Genomic DNA, 17,422 nt, shown 5'->3' on the forward strand with positions numbered 1-17,422 from the left:
ACGCGGGATTCGATGGATGAAGTTGCGGCGAGGCGCCGCGGACGTCTGGGCAGACGTGTTACTCGAGTGCACAACGCGGACGTTGCCGGATCCTTCCAGTGACATGCCGGGGGCCCCCGTTTCGTATCGCGGTCAATCCCCTTTGCCGCGTTACAAGCACGCAGCCGCGCGGGACCTCGATGGTGATCGGCCCCCTGTAGCCGCTCACAACGTGAACGTATTCCAAACCATCGGAGAAGTGCAAGCATTCGCGGCGGAAAAGCATGCGCGCGAATGCAAGCAACGCTTGCGCGATCAGTGCGATCAATGATGAATGCGCATCGCAGCAGAGGCGACGTGTCTGCTTCGCGTGAAAGCGCCGCTTATTTCACAACGCTGAACTCGATGCGGCGATTGCGCGCGCGGCCTTCTTCGCTGGCGTTGTCGGCGATCGGTTGATCCTGCCCATGGCCGACGCTTGCCACGCTCGCCGCATCGACACCGTGCTCGACCAATCGTTGTTTCACGGCATCGGCGCGGTCCTGCGAAAGCTTCATGTTGGCGGCCGGATCTCCGCTGTTGTCGGTGTGGCCGCCGATTTCGATGCGCGTGCCTGCCGGCGCCGCCTTGATCGCGGCAGCGGCCTTGGCGAGGATCGCGTCGCTCTGCGCGGAGATGCGCGCACTGTCACTGTCGAAGTGCACGACCATCAGGTTCAGAGCGTGCACCAGGTCGTCGGCGGTGAACTTGCGCGAGATCAGCAGGTCGAGCGCCTGCGTGGCTGCGTCAGCATTGTTCGCTGCCGGTGGCGTGCCGGTGATCGCAGTGCGCTCGCCGTGGCAACCGCGCGGCAGCAGCACTGCTACGAGGATCACTGCACCGATCAACAGCCACGGCAGCCAGCGATGGGCGCCTGAGCGGTGGTGGGCGGGCGCGTGCACGGGCGCTTCGGCGTGCACGGGTGCGGCAGGTGCGGCACCCGTCGCCGCGGCTGCAGCCGCAACGGCGGCGACACCGGTCGGCCCCGGCATCCACTGCCCGAATTCGTCCAGGCCCATGCCGATTCCGCCAAACCAGTGTTCGAGCTTCTGCGACAGCGGGCTGGGCTGCACCGGCAGGTCGCCGTGCTCGCTGAGTTCGTCGATCGCATCGGGCAGCATCGCCGCCGCCGCGCTGCCCACCGTCGCAGCAGGCAGGCCCAGGCGGGTGCCGAAGCTGGAGAGGGTGTCGCTGCCGAGGATGCCTTCTAGCTGGGCGGGGGTGATCGGCTGGTTGGGCCCTGGCCCGAGCCAGGAGTCCATCAACCCACCCAGCCCCTGGTCCCTGAACGACTGGATGAAGCCGGCGGCTCCGCCGTGCCGGGGATTGAAGACCTGCGCCACCAGCAGCCCCATCAGGCGCTTGGCCTGGTCCGGATCCAGGCCGAAGCGGTGGCTCACCTGCTCTAGAATCTGGCTGAACATGGTCCTTCCTCCCGCTCAGGCGCCCCTGGCGGGGGCTACGGGCATCCAGTACCGGGACGCCCGGCCAGTACAGCATGGGCCGCGTTAAGGGGGTGGCAGGCCAGCGCCGGCCCCCCGCGGCTCCGAAAGTGGCCCAGTACTTGCCGTAACCCGCTGAAACCCCTAAAATTCCGCTCCTGTCCGCCCGATTCTGGGTGCGGCAGCGACCAAAATAACTACAGAGGAATCTGGTCATGTACGCAGTAGTAGTCACCGGCGGTAAGCAGTACCGCGTGATGCAGGGCGAAACCCTGCGCGTTGAACTGCTCGATGCCGAAGTCGGCAGCGAGATCAAGCTCGACAACGTCCTGATGCTGGGCGGAAGCGATGGCGTGAAGATCGGCGACGCCCTGAAGGGTGCCACCGTCTCCGCCAAGGTCGTCGGCCACGGCCGCGCCGACAAGGTGCGCATCGTGAAGTTCCGTCGCCGCAAGCACCACCGCAAGCAGATGGGTCACCGTCAGCACTACACCGAAATCGAAATCACCGGCATCGCCGGCTAATAAGGAGAAGCAGCCATGGCACACAAAAAGGGCGTAGGTTCCACCCGTAACGGCCGCGACTCCAACCCGAAGTACCTCGGCGTGAAGATGTACGGCGGCCAGGCCATCGAGGCCGGCAACATCATCGTTCGTCAGCGCGGCACCCAGTTCCACCCGGGTTCCGGCGTCGGCCTCGGCCGCGATCACACCCTGTTCGCGCTGGTCGACGGCAAGGTCGAGTTCGCGACCAAGGGCCCGAAGAAGCGTCGCACCGTCAGCGTCGTCTCCGAGTAATCGGATTCGAAGCTGCAGCGAGGGGCCCCGCTTCGGCGGGGCTTTTCGTTTCTGCGATAAGCTCGCATCCGTTCAACAGCTCCACTACTGAAGTATTCAACGCTCCCATGAAACTCGTCGACGAAGCCGAAATCCAGGTCAGCGCAGGCAACGGCGGCAATGGCTGCGTTGGCTTCCGCCGTGAAAAATTCATCCCGCTTGGCGGTCCCGACGGTGGTGACGGCGGCGCCGGCGGCAGCGTCTGGCTGGTTGCAGACGAAAACCTCAACACCCTGGTCGACTTCCGCCACCAGCGCCAGTTCCGCGCCAAGCGCGGCGAGAACGGCATGGGCCGGCAGATGTACGGCAAGGCCGGCGAAGACCTGATCATCACCGTGCCGGTCGGCACCGTCATCACCAACGTCGGCACCGATGAAGTCATCGGCGACCTGGTCGCCCACGGCGATCGCCTGCTGGTGGCCAAGGGCGGCAGTGGCGGCCTGGGCAACATGCATTTCAAGAGCTCGGTCAACCGCTCGCCGCGCAAGGCGCTGCCGGGCCTGCCGGGCGAGGAGCGCGAGCTCAAGCTCGAGCTCAAGCTGCTGGCCGACGTCGGCCTGCTCGGCTTCCCCAATGCCGGCAAGAGCACGCTGATCCGTGCGGTGTCGGCGGCAACTCCCAAGGTCGCCGACTATCCCTTCACCACGCTGTATCCCAACCTTGGCGTCGTCAGCGTCGAAGCGCATCGCAGCTTCGTCATCGCCGACATCCCGGGCCTGATCGAAGGCGCCGCCGACGGTGCCGGCCTGGGCGCGCAGTTCCTGCGCCACCTGCAGCGCACGCGTCTGCTGCTGCACCTGGTGGACATGGCACCGATGTCGTTCGGCGAGGAAGAGGGCAGCGAGCAGCTGAGCCCGGCCCAGCAGGTGCGCGCGATCGAGCGCGAGCTGGCCAGGCACGACCCTGAGCTGCTCGACAAGCCGCGCTGGCTGGTGCTCAACAAGGCCGACCTGCTGCTGGAAGAAGAGCAGCAGGCCGCAGCCAAGGCGATCATCGACGAGCTCGGCTGGAAGGATCGCTGGTACATGGTCTCGGCGATCGGCCGCGAAGGTACGTTCCCGATCATGCAGGACGTGATGGCCTTCTTCGACCGCCAGCGCGCCGATGCGCTGGAGGCCGCACAGGCAGAAGGCCCGCATGCGCCTTGAGCCCGTCGCACAGGCAACAAAAAACCCGGCATCGGCCGGGTTTTTGTTTTGCGCTGCCGGCGGTGAGGCCGGGCAGGGCGACGAACTTGACTACCGCTTCAGCGCCGGCGTTGCCGGCGCGTCGGCAGGATCACGCAGCCTTGAGCGCCTTGATGCGGGCGTTCAGGCGAGCCTTGTGACGGGCAGCCTTGTTCTTGTGGATGAGACCACGCGAGCTGAAGCGATCGAGGATCGGCTGTGCGACTGCGAAGGCGGTCTCGGCGCCGGCGGCGTCGTTCTCGCCCAGGGCCTTGAGCACCTTCTTCACAGCGGTACGCAGCATCGAACGCTGGCTGGCGTTGCGGGCATTGCGGACGACGGTCTGCTTGGCGCGCTTTTTGGCGGACTTGATGTTTGCCACGGCAAATTCCTGGAAACTGGTAAGAGAAATATGGGATTGCGGAAAATCAGACCGGAAAGTATGGACGATACAATGAGTTGCGTCAACCTCGAAGGGCGGGGCGGGCAGGGCGGTCTGATCGGGCAGGGGGAGCGGGCGTGACGGCACCGAAGATGGTTCGCGGGCTGCTTTCGTTCAGCAGCATGACCATGGTTTCGCGCGTCCTCGGCCTGGTCCGGGACGTGGCGATCAGCCAGACGTTCGGCGCCAACGCCGGGACCGATGCGTTCTGGGTGGCGTTCCGCATCCCGAACTTCATGCGCCGGCTGTTCGCCGAGGGTTCGTTCTCCACCGCCTTCGTGCCGGTGTTCACCGAGGTCAAGGAGACCCGGCCGCATGCCGACCTCAAGGAACTGGTCTCCCGTGTGTCCGGCACCCTGGGCGGGTTCCTGCTGGTCCTGACGGCCCTGGGGCTGATCTTCACCCCGCAGGTGGCGGCGTTGTTCAGCCCCGGCGCGCTCGACGACCCGGGCAAGTTCGGCCTGACCGTCGACCTGCTGCGGATGACCTTCCCCTTCATCCTGTTCGTCTCGCTGACCGCGTTGTCCGGCGGGGCGCTCAACAGCTTCCACCGGTTCGGCTTGCCGGCGTTCACCCCGGTCATCCTCAACCTGTGCATGATCGCCGCCGCGCTGTGGCTGGCGCCGCTGCTGGAAGTGCCGATCCTGGCACTGGGCTGGGCGGTCCTGCTGGGCGGCATCCTGCAGCTGATCTTCCAGTTGCCGGCGCTGCGCAAGCTGGACCTGCTGACGCTGCCGAAGTGGGGCTGGAAACATCCCGATGTGCGCAAGGTAGTCAAGCTGATGGTGCCGACGCTGTTCGGCTCCTCGGTCGCGCAGATCAACCTGCTGCTCGACACGGTGATCGCTTCGCTGCTGTTCGTTGGCTCGCAGTCGTGGCTGTCGCAGGCCGACCGGTTCCTTGAACTGCCGCTGGGTGTGTTCGGTGTCGCACTGGGTACCGTGATCCTGCCGGCGCTGTCGCGCCACCACGTCAAGACCGACCAGGAAGGGTTTTCCAAGGCGCTGGACTGGGGTCTGCGCACGACCTTGCTGATCGCGTTGCCGGCCATGCTGGGACTGATGTTCCTGGCCGAGCCGCTGGTGGCCACGCTATTCCAGCGCGGCAAGTTCACCGCCTTCGATACGCAGATGGCGGCGATGTCGGTGTTCGGCCTGAGCTTCGGCCTGCCGGCGTTCGCCCTCGTCAAGATCGTGCTGCCGGCGTTCTACGCGCGGCAGGACACGCGAACGCCGGTGCGTGCCGGCATCGCGTCGCTGGTCGCGAACATGGTGTTGAACGGCCTCTTCCTCTGGGTCCTGTACCTGATGTGGGTCAAGCCGGAGGTGCGGGCGCAGGGCGTGCTGGCCGCATTGCAGCAGACGCCGGGCCTGCACCTGGCCCTGGGCTTCGCCAGTGCCGCCGCCAGCTACATCAACCTGGCACTGCTGTGGCACTGGCTGCGCAAGTCCGGCGTCTACCAGCACCAGCCCGGCTGGACGCGGTACGTGGTTCGCCTCGTGCTGGCCTGCGCGGCAATGGCGCTGGTGCTGATCCTGGGCCTGCACTGGGTGCCGGCGTTCACGACGATGGGGCAGTGGGCGCGGTTCGGCTACCTGGCCGTGCTGGTCGGTGCCGGTGGCCTGACCTACGTTGCCGTGCTGATCGCGCTGGGCCTGCGCCCGCGCGACCTGCGGCACTGAGCAAATGCGGCAAGGGGAATGGAAATCCCTTGCCGCGGCTATACTTAATGGCAATGAGCAGGCTTTTTCGTGACGTCGAGGGCGGGTCCCGGTGCCCGCACGGCAGTGTGGTCTGCATCGGCGCATTCGACGGCCTGCATCTCGGGCATCAGGCGCTGGTGCGCCACACGGTCGCCCGTGCGCGCGCGCTGGGCGTGGAAGCGGTGGTCCTGAGCTTCGAGCCGCTGCCGCGCGAGTTCTTCGCTCCCGCGTCGCCGCCGCCGCGCCTGCTGCTGACCCACGCCAAGGCCGAGCGCCTGTTCGCGCTCGGCGCCGACCAGGCGGGCCTGCTGCGCTTCGACCGTCGCTTCTGCAGCATGTCGGCCGAAGACTTCGTGCGCACCGTGCTGATGGGGCGGTTGTCGGCGCGCGAAGTCTGGGTCGGGCCGGAGTTCCGTTTCGGCAAGGGCCGCGCCGGCGACATCGCGCTGCTGCAGCGGATGGGCGCCGAGCATGGCTTCAGTGCCGGCGAGATCGAACCGTTCCTGCTCAATGGCGAGCGCGTGTCGAGCACGAAGATCCGCGAAGCCCTGCTCGCCGGCGATTTCGATTCGGCCGCCGAACTGCTCGGCCGGCCCTATGCGATCGACGGCCACGTCGTGCCCGGCAAGCGCCTGGGCCGCACGCTCGGTTTCCCGACCGCCAACCTGCGCTTCGCCGGCAAGACCCCGGCGCTGTCGGGCATCTATGCGACCTGGGTGCACGGCGTCGGCGACACGCCGCGCGCATCGGTGTCGAGCCTGGGCACGCGACCGACCGTGGCCGGCGTGGAGCCTTTGCTCGAAGCACACCTGTTCGACTTCAACGGCGACCTGTACGGCCAGCGCATCGAAGTCGAATTCGTCGCCAAGCTGCGTGATGAACTGAAATTCTCCGATCTGCCGGCATTGACCGCGCAGATGCACCGCGACGCCGAGCAGGCGCGCGCCATCCTTTCGCAAGAAGTTTTCGCCTGAGCGCACGCTGTGACCAATAACGAAACCAACCAGTACAAAGCCACCCTGCATCTGCCGGCGACGGATTTCCCGATGCGCGGCGACCTGCCCAAGCGCGAGCCGGTGACCCTGGCGCGCTGGGAAGGCGAGGGCCTGTACCAGCGAATCCGCGAGAAGGTCGGCAAGCGCGAGCGCAGCTTCGTGCTGCACGACGGTCCGCCGTATGCCAACGGCGCGATCCACCTGGGCCACGCAGTCAACAAGGTACTCAAGGACGTGGTGGTGAAGTCCAAGCTGCTGGCCGGCTTCGACGCGCCGTACGTGCCGGGCTGGGATTGCCACGGCCTGCCGATCGAGCACCAGGTCGAGAAGAAGTTCGGCAAGGTCGGCGACAAGATCGACGCCAGCGAGTTCCGGCAGAAGTGCCGCGAATACGCGGCCGAGCAGATCGACCTGCAGCGCACCGACTTCAAGCGCCTGGGCGTGCTCGGCGACTGGGAGAACCCGTACCGGACGATGGACTTCCGCTACGAGGCCGACATCATCCGTTCGCTGGCGAAGATCGTCGAACGCGGCCACCTGGTGCGCGGTGCCAAGCCGGTGCACTGGTGCTTCGACTGTGGCTCGGCCCTGGCCGAGGCCGAAATCGAATACGCCGACAAGCAGTCCTGGGCCATCGACGTCGCCTACGACGCGCGTGACCCGCAGGCACTGGCGGCGTTGTTCGGCGCCACCGTCGAGGACGGCGTGCGCGTGGCGATGCCGATCTGGACCACCACGCCGTGGACGCTGCCGGCGAGCCTGGCAGTGAGCGTCGGCCCGGACCTCGAATACGTGCTGGTCGAAGGCCCGCGCCTGGCTGACGGCAGCCGCCGCCTGCTGGTGCTGGCCGAAGCGCTGGCCGGCAAGGCGCTGTCGCGCTACGGCATCGAAGACGTGAAGGTGCTCGGCCGCGTCCTCGGCAACGACCTCGACAGCCAGCTGCTGCAGCATCCGTTCTATTCCGATCGCGAGATCCCGATGCTGGTCGGTGACCATGTCTCGGCCGAGGACGGCACCGGCATCGTCCACACCGCGCCGGGCCACGGCCAGGAAGACTATGTGGTCGGCCTCAAGTACGGCCTGCAGGATCGCTACAGCGCCGGCCAGATGAACCCGGTCGACGGCCGCGGCCTGTACCTGCCGTCGACGCCGCCGGCCGACGGCACCACGCTGGCCGGCCTGCACATCTGGAAGGCCGAGCAGCCGATCCTCGATGTGATCGGTGCCAGCGGCCACCTGCTGTTCGCGCATCGCATCACCCACAGCTACCCGCACTGCTGGCGCCACAAGACGCCGGTGGTGTTCCGCGCAACGCCGCAGTGGTTCATCTCGATGGAGCAGGCCGGCCTGCGCCGCGACAGCCTGGCCGAGATCGGCAAGGTCGGCTGGGTGCCGGAGTGGGGCGAGGCGCGCATCTACAACATGATCGAAGGCCGTCCGGACTGGACGATCTCGCGCCAGCGCTACTGGGGCGTGCCGATCGCGCTGTTCTTCCATCGCGAGACCGGCGAGCCGCATCCGCGTTCGCCTGAACTGATGCGGAAGGTTGCCGAGCGCGTCGAGCTCGAAGGCGCCGATGCCTGGTACGCGATGACCGCCGAAGAGCTGCTCGGCAACGAAGCCGCGGACTACGAGAAGGTCACCGACATCCTCGACGTCTGGTTCGACTCCGGCGTCAGCCACGAGTGCGTGCTCGCACAGCGTCCGCAGGACGGCCTGCACAAGCCGGCCGACCTCTACCTGGAAGGCTCCGACCAGCACCGCGGCTGGTTCCACAGCTCGCTGCTGACCGGCGTGGCGATGGACGGCGTCGCCCCGTACCGGCAGGTGCTCACGCACGGCTTCACCGTCGATGCGCAGGGCAAGAAGATGTCCAAGTCGCTGCAGAACACGCTGGCGCCGCAGAAGGTCATCGACCAGATGGGCGCGGACGTGCTGCGCCTGTGGATCGCCTCGACCGACTACCGCAACGAGATGTCGGTGTCCGACGACATCCTCAAGCGCAACGCCGACGTCTACCGCCGCATCCGCAATACCGCGCGCTTCCTGCTGGCCAACCTCAGCGGGTTCGACCCGGCGGTGCACCTGCGTCCGCTCAACGACATGGTCGCGCTCGACCGCTGGATCGTGCACCGCGCGGCCGAGCTGCAGGACCGCATCGCCAGCGCCTACGAGCGCTACGACTTCGCCGAGATCGTGCAGGCGCTGTCGAACTTCTGCAGCGTCGACCTGGGTTCGCTCTACCTCGACGTCACCAAGGATCGCCTCTACACGATGCCGGAAGACTCGCGCGGCCGCCGTTCGGCGCAGAGCGCGATGTACCGCATCGCCGAGGGTTTCGTGCGCTGGATCGCGCCGATCCTGGCCTTCACCGCCGACGAGATGTGGCAGCACCTGCCGAAGGTGACCGATCAGGGGCCGCGCGAGGACAACGTGCTGTTCACCACCTGGTACGACGGCCTGGCCGTGCTCGGCGACGATTCGGTGCTGTCGCCGCAGGACTTCGACCGCCTGCTGGCCCTGCGCGAGGAAGTCAGCAAGACGCTCGAGCCGATGCGCGCTGCCGGTGACATTGGCGCCGCGCTCGAGGCCGAGATTGCGCTGAAGGCCGGCGTTGCCGACCAGAACTGGCTGGCGCAGTTCAGCGACGAATTGCGCTTCCTGTTCATCAGCGGTGACGTCGAAGTCGTCGCCGACGACGGCATCAAGGACATCGCCGTGCTCGCCACGCCGACGACCAAGGCCAAGTGCGTGCGCTGCTGGCAGTACCGCGCCGACATCGGCAGCGATGCCGCCCATCCGGAGCTGTGCGGCCGCTGCGTGGTCAACATCAGCGGCGCTGGCGAAAACCGGGAGTGGTTCTGATGGCGCCGGTTCGTCCCAACGCGTTGCCGTGGCTGCTGCTGTCGGTGGCCGTCATCGTGCTCGACCAGCTCACCAAGTGGTGGGTGCTGACCTCGCTGCCTGAGTACACCGCGATCCCGGTGATCGAAGGCGTCTGGAACTGGTACCGCACCTACAACACAGGCGCGGCGTTCAGCTTCCTCAGTGATGCCGGCGGCTGGCAGAAGTACGTGTTCGTGGTGCTGGCGGTGGCGATCAGCGGCCTGCTCGGCTTGTGGCTGAGGCAGACCCGTCGTAGCGACTGGAAGAGCGCGCTGCCGTACTCCCTGGTGATCGGCGGTGCCCTGGGCAACGTCATCGACCGGCTGCTGCACGGCCACGTCGTCGACTTCATCCAGTGGCACTGGCAGGAGCACTACTGGCCGGCGTTCAACGTTGCCGATTCGGCAATCGTCGTCGGCGCGGTCGGTATCGCCCTCTTTGGCCTGCTGGCACCCAAACCGCAGCCGGCTGCGACCAAGTAGCCCTGCTGCAGCGGAGTACAATGGCGCCATGGATGTCCTGCTAGCCAATCCCCGTGGTTTCTGCGCCGGTGTCGACCGCGCCATCGAGATCGTCAAGCGTGCGATCGAGACGCTCGGCGCGCCCATCTACGTGCGGCATGAAGTGGTGCACAACCGCTTCGTGGTCGACGACCTCAAGCACCGGGGCGCGATCTTCGTCGAGGAACTCGACGAGGTGCCCGACGGCGCCACCGTGATCTTCAGCGCCCACGGCGTGTCCAAGGCCGTGCGCGAGGAAGCGCAGCGGCGCGACCTGAAGGTGTTCGACGCGACCTGCCCGCTGGTGACCAAGGTCCACCTCGAGGTGGCCCGTCACTGCCGCGCCGGCCGCGACGTGGTGCTGATCGGCCACGAAGGCCACCCCGAGGTCGAAGGCACGATGGGGCAGTGGAAGCGCGAGGCCGGCTCGGGAAAGATCTACCTGGTCGAGGACAGCGACGACGTCGCCGCGCTGGAGATCGACCAGCCGCAGAACGTCGCCTACACCACCCAGACCACGCTGTCGGTGGACGACACCCGCAGCGTGATCGAGGCCCTGCGCACCAAGTACCCGGCCATGCAGGGCCCGAAGAACGACGACATCTGCTACGCCACCCAGAACCGCCAGGACGCCGTGCGCGAACTGGCCGCCAAGTGCGACCTGGTGCTGGTGGTCGGCTCGATCAACAGCTCCAACTCCAACCGCCTGCGCGAACTGGCCGAGCGCGAAGGCGTTGCCGCCTACCTGATCGACGGCGCGATCGAGATCAACCCGTCCTGGGTCGAGGGCCGCAAGCGCATCGGCGTGACCGCCGGCGCCTCGGCGCCCGAGGTGCTGGTGCGGGGCGTGATCGAGCGCTTGCGTGAACTGGGCGCCCTGCATGTCAGCGAGCTCGACGGCGAGCCCGAGGACATGGTGTTCGCCCTGCCGAAGGAGCTGAGGTTGCAGCTGGTCGATTGACCAAGGATTGATTGACCAAAAGCGGGCCCAGCGCCTAGAATTCGCGCCTCGCGGAAATTTCCGCAGCCGGCCCGCCTAGACAGAGGGGCCCGGCCGATAGACCCGCCGGAATAGCTCAGTTGGTAGAGCGGCGCATTCGTAATGCGTAGGTCGTAGGTTCGATTCCTATTTCCGGCACCATAAAAAACAAGGGCTTGCAGGGTTTCCCTGTGGGCCCTTTTCTTTTTTGGCGCTTCCGGCATGGCGGGATTCGCGCGCGTGACTGCTGACACGCGTCGGCCACCGGGATACGACATCCTCGCGCTCTATCCACTCAGCCTTCACCGGAGGTCGCTTCTAGTGATCAGTCGTGGACGCACGCATCGAAAGGCAAGACTGTGGACCGTATCCGCAACCTACCCATCACCCGGCGCGACCTGCTCAAGGCGGGCGTGACTTCGGCTTCGGCCATGGCACTTCCCACGTTCGCAGCTGAGGCCAGCGCGGTGGCGCCAGCGGCGCCGCCGGTGGTGCACAAGGTCAAGCTCAGCGTGAACGGCAAGGCGCACGAGCTCGAGCTCGATACGCGCACCACCTTGCTCGACGCGCTGCGCGAGCACCTGCACCTCACCGGCACCAAGAAGGGCTGCGACCACGGCCAGTGCGGTGCCTGCACCGTGATCGTCGACGGCCGCCGCATAAATGCCTGCCTGACGCTGGCGGTGATGCACGACGGCGACCGCATCACCACCATCGAAGGCCTCGGCACGCCCGACAAGCTGCATCCGATGCAGGCGGCCTTCGTCAAACACGATGGTTACCAGTGCGGCTACTGCACGCCCGGGCAGATCTGTTCCGCCGTGGCGATGCTCGACGAGATCAAGGACGGCATTCCCAGCCTGGTCAGCGCGGACCTGACCGCGCGACCGCGCCTGGGCACCGAGGAGATCCGCGAGCGCATGAGCGGCAACATCTGTCGCTGCGGTGCGTACTCCAATATCGTCGATGCCATCACAGAGGTGGCGGGGAGGTCGGCATGAAGGCCTTCGGATACGAGCGCGCGAAGTCGCCCGCCGAGGCCGCAGCCGCTGTCGCGCGCACGCCCGGCGCGAAGTTCATCGCCGGTGGCACGAATCTGCTCGACCTGATGAAGCTCGAGGTCGAAACGCCGAGCCATCTGATCGACGTCAACGGCCTGGCGCTGGACAAGATCGAGAAGGCCCGCGACGGCGGCCTGCGCATCGGTGCGCTGGTCCGCAATACCGACCTCGCCGCCGACGCCCGCGTACGCCGCGACTACGGCGTGCTCTCGCGCGCGCTGTTGGCGGGTGCGTCCGGCCAGCTGCGCAACAAGGCGACCACCGCCGGCAACCTGCTGCAGCGCACGCGGTGCCCGTACTTCTACGACACTAACCAGCCCTGCAACAAACGCCTGCCGGGAAGCGGCTGCGCGGCGCTGGAAGGGTTCAGCCGCCAGCACGCGGTCATCGGCGCCAGCGAGTCCTGCATCGCCACCCATCCCAGCGACATGGCCGTGGCGATGCGCGCGCTCGATGCAACGGTGGAGACCGTTCGCGCCGACGGTTCGACGCGCAGCATGCCTCTCGATGAACTGTATCGGGCACCGGGCACCACGCCGCACCTGGAAACCACGCTGGCCGCGGGCGAGCTGATCACCGCGGTGACACTGCCAGAACCCGTCGGCGGTACGCAGATCTACCGCAAGGTCCGTGATCGCGCGTCCTATGCATTTGCCCTGGTATCGGTCGCGGCGATCGTGCAGCGCGATGGCACCGGTCGCGTCGCCATGGGCGGCGTGGCGCCGCGGCCGTGGCGCGTCGAGGCTGCGGAAGCGGAGTTGCCGCGCGGTGCCAAAGCCGTGACCGATCGCCTGTTCGGCGGTGCACGCACCACCACGCAGAACGAGTTCAAGACGCTGCTTGCCCAGCGCACGTTGAGTGCGGTGCTGGTCGAGGCGAAGGGATGAGACCATGAAATTCGATACCCCCGCCGGCACCAATCCCATCGACCAGCTCAAGGTCGTCGGCCAGCCGCTCGATCGCATCGACGGGCCGCGCAAGACCACGGGCACCGCCACCTACGCGCACGAATGGCATGACGCGTTCCCCACGCCGGCATACGGCTACGTGGTTGGCGCCGGTATCGGCAAGGGCCGGATCGCTTCAATGGACCTCACCGCCGCCGAGCATGCGCCCGGCGTGTTGGCGATAGTCACTGCCGCCAACGCGGGCCCGCTGGCCAAGGGCGATTTCAACACCGCCAGGCTGCTCGGCGGTCCGGACATCCAGCACTACCACCAGGCCGTGGCCGTCGTCGTCGCCGAGACCTTCGAGCAGGCGCGCGCGGCCGCGCAGCTGGTACGCGTGCAGTACAACCGCGGAAGCGGCGCCTACGACCTGCACAAGGCCAAGGCCGGCGCCCAGGTGCCGAAAGAGCCCAAACCCGACAGCGCCGTAGGTGACTTCGACGGTGCCTTCGCCAAGGCGCCGGTGACGCTGGACGAGACGTACACCACGCCCGACCAGTCGCACGCGATGATGGAACCGCACGCGTCGATCGCGGCGTGGGAAGGCGACAAGCTGACCGTGTGGACCGCCAACCAGATGATCAACTGGGGCCGCGGCGACGTCGCCAAGACCCTCGGCATCCCGCGCGAAAACGTGCGCCTGATCTCGCCCTACATCGGCGGCGGTTTCGGCGGCAAGCTGTTCGTGCGCTGCGATGCCGTACTCGCCGCGCTGGGCGCGCGCGCCTGCGGCCGGCCGGTGAAGATCGCGCTGCCGCGGCCGCTGATGGCCAACAACACCACCCATCGCCCGGCCACGATCCAGCGCATCCGCATCGGTGCGACGCGCGATGGCAAGATCACCGCGATCGGGCACGAGAGCTGGTCGGGCGATCTGCCCGGCGGCGGGCCGGAGACGGCGATCCAGCAGACGCGTCTGCTCTACGCCGGTGCGAACCGGATGACGCGCACGCGCCTGGCCGTGCTCGACCTGCCCGAAGGCAACGCCATGCGCGCGCCCGGCGAGGCGCCGGGATTGATGGCGCTCGAGATCGCGATGGACGAAATGGCCGAGAAGCTCGGCCTGGATCCGATCGAGTTCCGCATCCTCAACGACACCCAGGTCGATCCGGAAAACCCCCAGCGTCCGTTCTCGCAGCGCCAGCTCAACGAGTGCCTGCGCCAGGGCGCGCAGCGCTTCGGCTGGAGCGAGCGCGCCAAGGCTCCGGGTGAGAAGCGCGACGGCCGCTGGCTGGTCGGTATCGGCGTGGCGGCCGGGTTCCGCAACAACCTGACGATGAAGTCCGCCGCGCGCGTGCGCCTGGACCGCACTGGCCTGGTCACGGTCGAGACCGACATGACCGACATCGGCACCGGCACCTACACGATCATCGCGCAGACCGCCGCGGAGATGATGGGTGTGCCGATTGATCGCGTGGTGGTGCGTCTGGGCGATTCGTCGTTCCCGGTTTCGGCCGGGTCCGGCGGCCAGTGGGGCGCCAATAGCTCGACGGCCGGCGTCTACGCTGCCTGCCAGAAGCTGCGCGAAACCATCGCGACGAAGCTGGGCTTCAACGCCGACGAGGCGACGTTCGCCGATGGCCGCATCAAGGTCGGCGGGCGCGACATTCCGCTGGCGCAGGCGGGCGAGGGTGGGGATGTGGTGGCCGAGGATGTGATGGAGTTCGGCGACCTCGGCAAGAAATACCAGCAGTCCACATTCGCCGCGCACTTCGCTGAAGTCGGCGTCGATATCGCCACCGGCGAGTCGCGGGTGCGACGCATGCTGGCCGTGTGCGCGGCCGGCCGCATCCTCAACCCGAAGTCGGCGCGCAGCCAGGTGATCGGCGCGATGACGATGGGCATTGGTGCTGCGTTGTCGGAGGAACTGGTCGTCGACAAGCGCCTGGGCTTCTTCGTCAACCACGACCTGGCCGGTTACGAAGTGCCGGTGCATGCGGACGTGCCGCACCAGGAAGTGGTCTTCCTCGACGAGGCCGACCCGATGTCTTCGCCGATGAAGGCCAAGGGTGTGGGCGAGCTCGGAATCTGCGGCGTCAGCGCGGCAATTGCCAACGCCATCCACAACGCCACCGGTATCCGCGTTCGCGAGTACCCGATCACGCTCGACAAGCTGCTGGCGAAGTTGCCCGTGTTGGCGTAATCGCGAAGCGAGTGGTGCGACGGATGGACGCGGCCCCCCGCGATCGGCCTAGAATCGATCGCCAGCGACGCGCAACGTGCGCGCGCCGCGACGAATCCCGGGAACTGCATGACCCGAAGCACCTGGCTGTGGCTGGCCATTGGCCTGACCACGGCGGCGCTGGCCGCCACCTTCATCTTCGCACCGACCCGCGAAGTCGCGATCTTGCCGACCGGACCGGCACCGACCCCGTTCGCGTGGAAGGCCAGGCTCGAACTGCTCGCCGGCGACGGTGTATCGGGCCTGCGCGAGGGAGCCGCGATGCAGGCACGCTTCGCCGATCCCTACGGCATCGCCCACGCCGCTAATGGCTCGGTCTACGTCGCCGACGCAGGCGACAATAATCGCATCCGCAGGATCGCACTCGACGGCTCGGTCACGACCGTGGCCGGATCGGTCGAGGGGTTTGCCGATGGCGCGGGCGGCGCTGCCGCATTCAACACCCCGTCCGGACTGGCGATCGACGCGGTGGGCAACCTCTACGTCGCCGACACCGGCAACCACGCCATCCGCAAGGTGTCGCCGCAAGGCATCGTGACAACCATCGCAGGCAACGGCAGCGCCGGCTTCCGCGATGGTCCGGCGGCACAAGCGCAGTTCAACGGACCCATTGGCGTCGCAGTCGCAAAGGACGGTCGCGTCTATGTCGCCGACACGTACAACGACCGCATCCGCGTGATTGCGCCCGATGGCATGGTCAGAACGCTGGCCGGTGGTGATCGCCCGGGCTACCTGGACGGGTTGGGCGAACAGGCGCGTTTCGACACGCCGACCGGCCTGGCGATCGATGCATTCGGAAGACTCTGGGTTGCCGATACGCGCAACAACGCGGTGCGTCGCGTCAGCCCGCGCGGCGATGTCGATACCGTGCTGCGCGGCGCGCCGGAGGATGCCAATCCCGTCGTGCACCGCCCGCTGAGCCTGGCCATCGCGCACGACGGCGCGGTCTATGTCGCCGAGAACAGTCGTGGCACGGTCCTGCAATACACGCGCGACGGACGCTGGGCAGTGATCACCGGCGCCAGCCAGGACCAGCGCCTGTCGCGCCCGGCCGGCCTGGCGATCGATGGCGACGGTGCGCTGTATGTCGCCGATGCCGCCAGCCATCGCGTGCATCGCATCTTGCCCATCTCCACCGAAGCGACCACGCCGCCCGTGCTGACCGTTGGACCGGCCGCCGATGCGCCCCTGCCGGACACGCAGGGACGCTGGCCGCTGCGTCCGCAGGACGGCTGGCACGAAGTGGTCGGCACGCTGGGTGAGGTGCGCGGCAACTACCAGCATGAGAGCCGCGATCACCTGCATGGCGGCCTCGACATCCGCGGTGACGTCGGCCAGGAAGTGCTCGCCATCGCCGACGGCAAGGTGTCCAGCCCGACCGCGAGCTGGGCCATGGGCCAGCTCGGCGAAGGACTGGAGCTGGACGGCATCGGTTACATCCACATGCGCGTCGGGCGTACCGCGCAGGGCAAGCCGATCGATCCGGAACGTTTCCATGTGCTGTTCGACGAAACCGGAAAGCCCGAACGCATGCGCGTCATGCGCGGCACGAGATTCAAGGCCGGTGATGTGCTCGGCACCATCAATGGCATGGCGCATGTTCACCTGAGCGTGGGCGCACAGGGTTACGAGCGCAACGCGATTGCCCTGGGGTTCCGTGGTTACGCCGACAGCTACCCGCCGCGCATCGACCGGATCGAGCTGTTCGACGCCGCCGCCCAGCAGCCATTGCTGGAGAAGCAGGACGGCCGCGTGCTGCTGTCGCGTTCCCTGCCTGGCGTGCAGATCGTGGTCGATGCCTGGGACCAGGTCGATCGCAACCTGCCTCGCCGCCGGCTGGGACTGCATGCCCTGGGCTACCAGTGGCTCGATGCAGCTGGCCGGCCATTGCCCGGCTACGAGGCGCCACGCATGAACATCGCCTTCGATCGCATGCCGGCCGATAACGATGCGGTCAAGATCGCCTATGCGCCAGGCAGCGGCATCACCGTCCACGGCAGCGCGATCACACGCTTCCAGTACGTGGTGACCAACACCGTTCGCGATGGCGTGCTGGCCACCGGCCAATGGGACCCGTCGGACTTTGCCGCCGGCGACTACATCCTGAGGATCACGGCCAAGGACTACACGGGCAACGCGGCCAGCGCCGGGCGCGACCTGGCGGTGCGCGTGCAGTAGGTGCGTCGTTGAATCGCAGCTCCGCCGAAGCAAACTGCGGCACGAACCGCAAACCACCGGCGTCGATTGCACTATTCTCGCCCGCTG

The 17,422-nt window shown here is 67.2% G+C and carries 14 protein-coding genes and 1 tRNA gene; 13 read left to right on the plus strand and 2 right to left on the minus strand.

What is annotated here, in order from left to right; genetic code table 11:
- Positions 1-362 precede the first annotated feature (362 nt).
- Positions 363-1,442 carry an OmpA family protein gene (locus ACFOPO_RS03750; RefSeq protein ID WP_386700981.1) on the minus strand — a complete coding sequence of 360 codons (1,080 nt, stop codon included), beginning with the start codon at positions 1,440-1,442 and terminating at the stop codon, positions 363-365.
- A gap of 233 nt (positions 1,443-1,675) precedes the next feature.
- On the opposite strand from ACFOPO_RS03750, the gene rplU reads away from it, so the two are divergent.
- From rplU to obgE, 3 genes are all read left to right on the plus strand, one after another.
- Positions 1,676-1,984 carry a 50S ribosomal protein L21 gene (rplU, locus tag ACFOPO_RS03755; RefSeq protein ID WP_158731474.1) on the plus strand — a complete coding sequence of 103 codons (309 nt, stop codon included), beginning with the start codon at positions 1,676-1,678 and terminating at the stop codon, positions 1,982-1,984.
- A 15-nt stretch (positions 1,985-1,999) separates the two neighbouring features.
- Complete coding sequence (gene rpmA / locus ACFOPO_RS03760) at positions 2,000-2,257, plus strand: 50S ribosomal protein L27 (RefSeq protein ID WP_200605762.1); 258 nt, start codon at positions 2,000-2,002, stop codon at positions 2,255-2,257.
- Between the two features lie 107 nt (positions 2,258-2,364).
- Positions 2,365-3,444: a GTPase ObgE gene (obgE, locus tag ACFOPO_RS03765; RefSeq protein ID WP_386700984.1), complete on the plus strand. Its 1,080-nt coding sequence runs from the start codon at positions 2,365-2,367 to the stop codon at positions 3,442-3,444.
- Positions 3,445-3,574: 130 nt separating this feature from the next.
- On the opposite strand, the gene rpsT is transcribed toward obgE, so the two are convergent.
- Complete coding sequence (gene rpsT, locus ACFOPO_RS03770; protein ID WP_137833401.1) at positions 3,575-3,844, minus strand: 30S ribosomal protein S20; 270 nt, start codon at positions 3,842-3,844, stop codon at positions 3,575-3,577.
- A 152-nt stretch (positions 3,845-3,996) separates the two neighbouring features.
- Between rpsT and murJ the strand changes: the two genes are divergently transcribed.
- The 10 genes from murJ (at position 3,997) to ACFOPO_RS03820 (ending at position 17,335) form a co-directional block, all read left to right on the plus strand.
- The gene (gene murJ, locus ACFOPO_RS03775) at positions 3,997-5,586 is read left to right on the plus strand and encodes a murein biosynthesis integral membrane protein MurJ (RefSeq protein WP_386701275.1); all 1,590 of its coding nucleotides are present in this window, start codon (positions 3,997-3,999) and stop codon (positions 5,584-5,586) included.
- Between the two features lie 53 nt (positions 5,587-5,639).
- Positions 5,640-6,581: a bifunctional riboflavin kinase/FAD synthetase gene (locus tag ACFOPO_RS03780; protein WP_386700987.1), complete on the plus strand. Its 942-nt coding sequence runs from the start codon at positions 5,640-5,642 to the stop codon at positions 6,579-6,581.
- A gap of 72 nt (positions 6,582-6,653) precedes the next feature.
- On the plus strand, positions 6,654-9,467 hold the full coding sequence (gene ileS, locus ACFOPO_RS03785) for an isoleucine--tRNA ligase (RefSeq protein ID WP_386701277.1): 2,814 nt from the start codon (positions 6,654-6,656) through the stop codon (positions 9,465-9,467).
- Positions 9,467-9,970, plus strand: a complete 504-nt coding sequence (gene lspA / locus ACFOPO_RS03790; protein WP_386700989.1) for a signal peptidase II — start codon at positions 9,467-9,469, stop codon at positions 9,968-9,970. The genes ileS and lspA overlap by 1 nt, the downstream gene beginning before the upstream one ends.
- 28 nt (positions 9,971-9,998) lie before the next feature.
- Entirely contained in the window at positions 9,999-10,949 is a 951-nt protein-coding gene (ispH, locus tag ACFOPO_RS03795; RefSeq protein ID WP_386700991.1) for a 4-hydroxy-3-methylbut-2-enyl diphosphate reductase, read from the plus strand.
- Positions 10,950-11,053: 104 nt separating this feature from the next.
- Positions 11,054-11,129 (plus strand) — tRNA-Thr (locus ACFOPO_RS03800).
- Between the two features lie 206 nt (positions 11,130-11,335).
- On the plus strand, positions 11,336-11,968 hold the full coding sequence (paoA, locus tag ACFOPO_RS03805; protein ID WP_386701279.1) for an aldehyde dehydrogenase iron-sulfur subunit PaoA: 633 nt from the start codon (positions 11,336-11,338) through the stop codon (positions 11,966-11,968).
- Entirely contained in the window at positions 11,965-12,915 is a 951-nt protein-coding gene (locus tag ACFOPO_RS03810) for an FAD binding domain-containing protein (RefSeq protein WP_386700993.1), read from the plus strand. Before paoA ends, ACFOPO_RS03810 begins: the two co-directional genes overlap by 4 nt.
- A gap of 4 nt (positions 12,916-12,919) precedes the next feature.
- Positions 12,920-15,118, plus strand: a complete 2,199-nt coding sequence (gene paoC / locus ACFOPO_RS03815; protein ID WP_386700995.1) for an aldehyde oxidoreductase molybdenum-binding subunit PaoC — start codon at positions 12,920-12,922, stop codon at positions 15,116-15,118.
- Between the two features lie 108 nt (positions 15,119-15,226).
- Complete coding sequence (locus tag ACFOPO_RS03820) at positions 15,227-17,335, plus strand: gluconolaconase (protein ID WP_386700998.1); 2,109 nt, start codon at positions 15,227-15,229, stop codon at positions 17,333-17,335.
- Positions 17,336-17,422: the final 87 nt, after the last annotated feature.

The organism is Lysobacter sp. GCM10012299 (assembly GCF_042649405.1).
Taxonomy (GTDB): domain Bacteria; phylum Pseudomonadota; class Gammaproteobacteria; order Xanthomonadales; family Xanthomonadaceae; genus Lysobacter_J.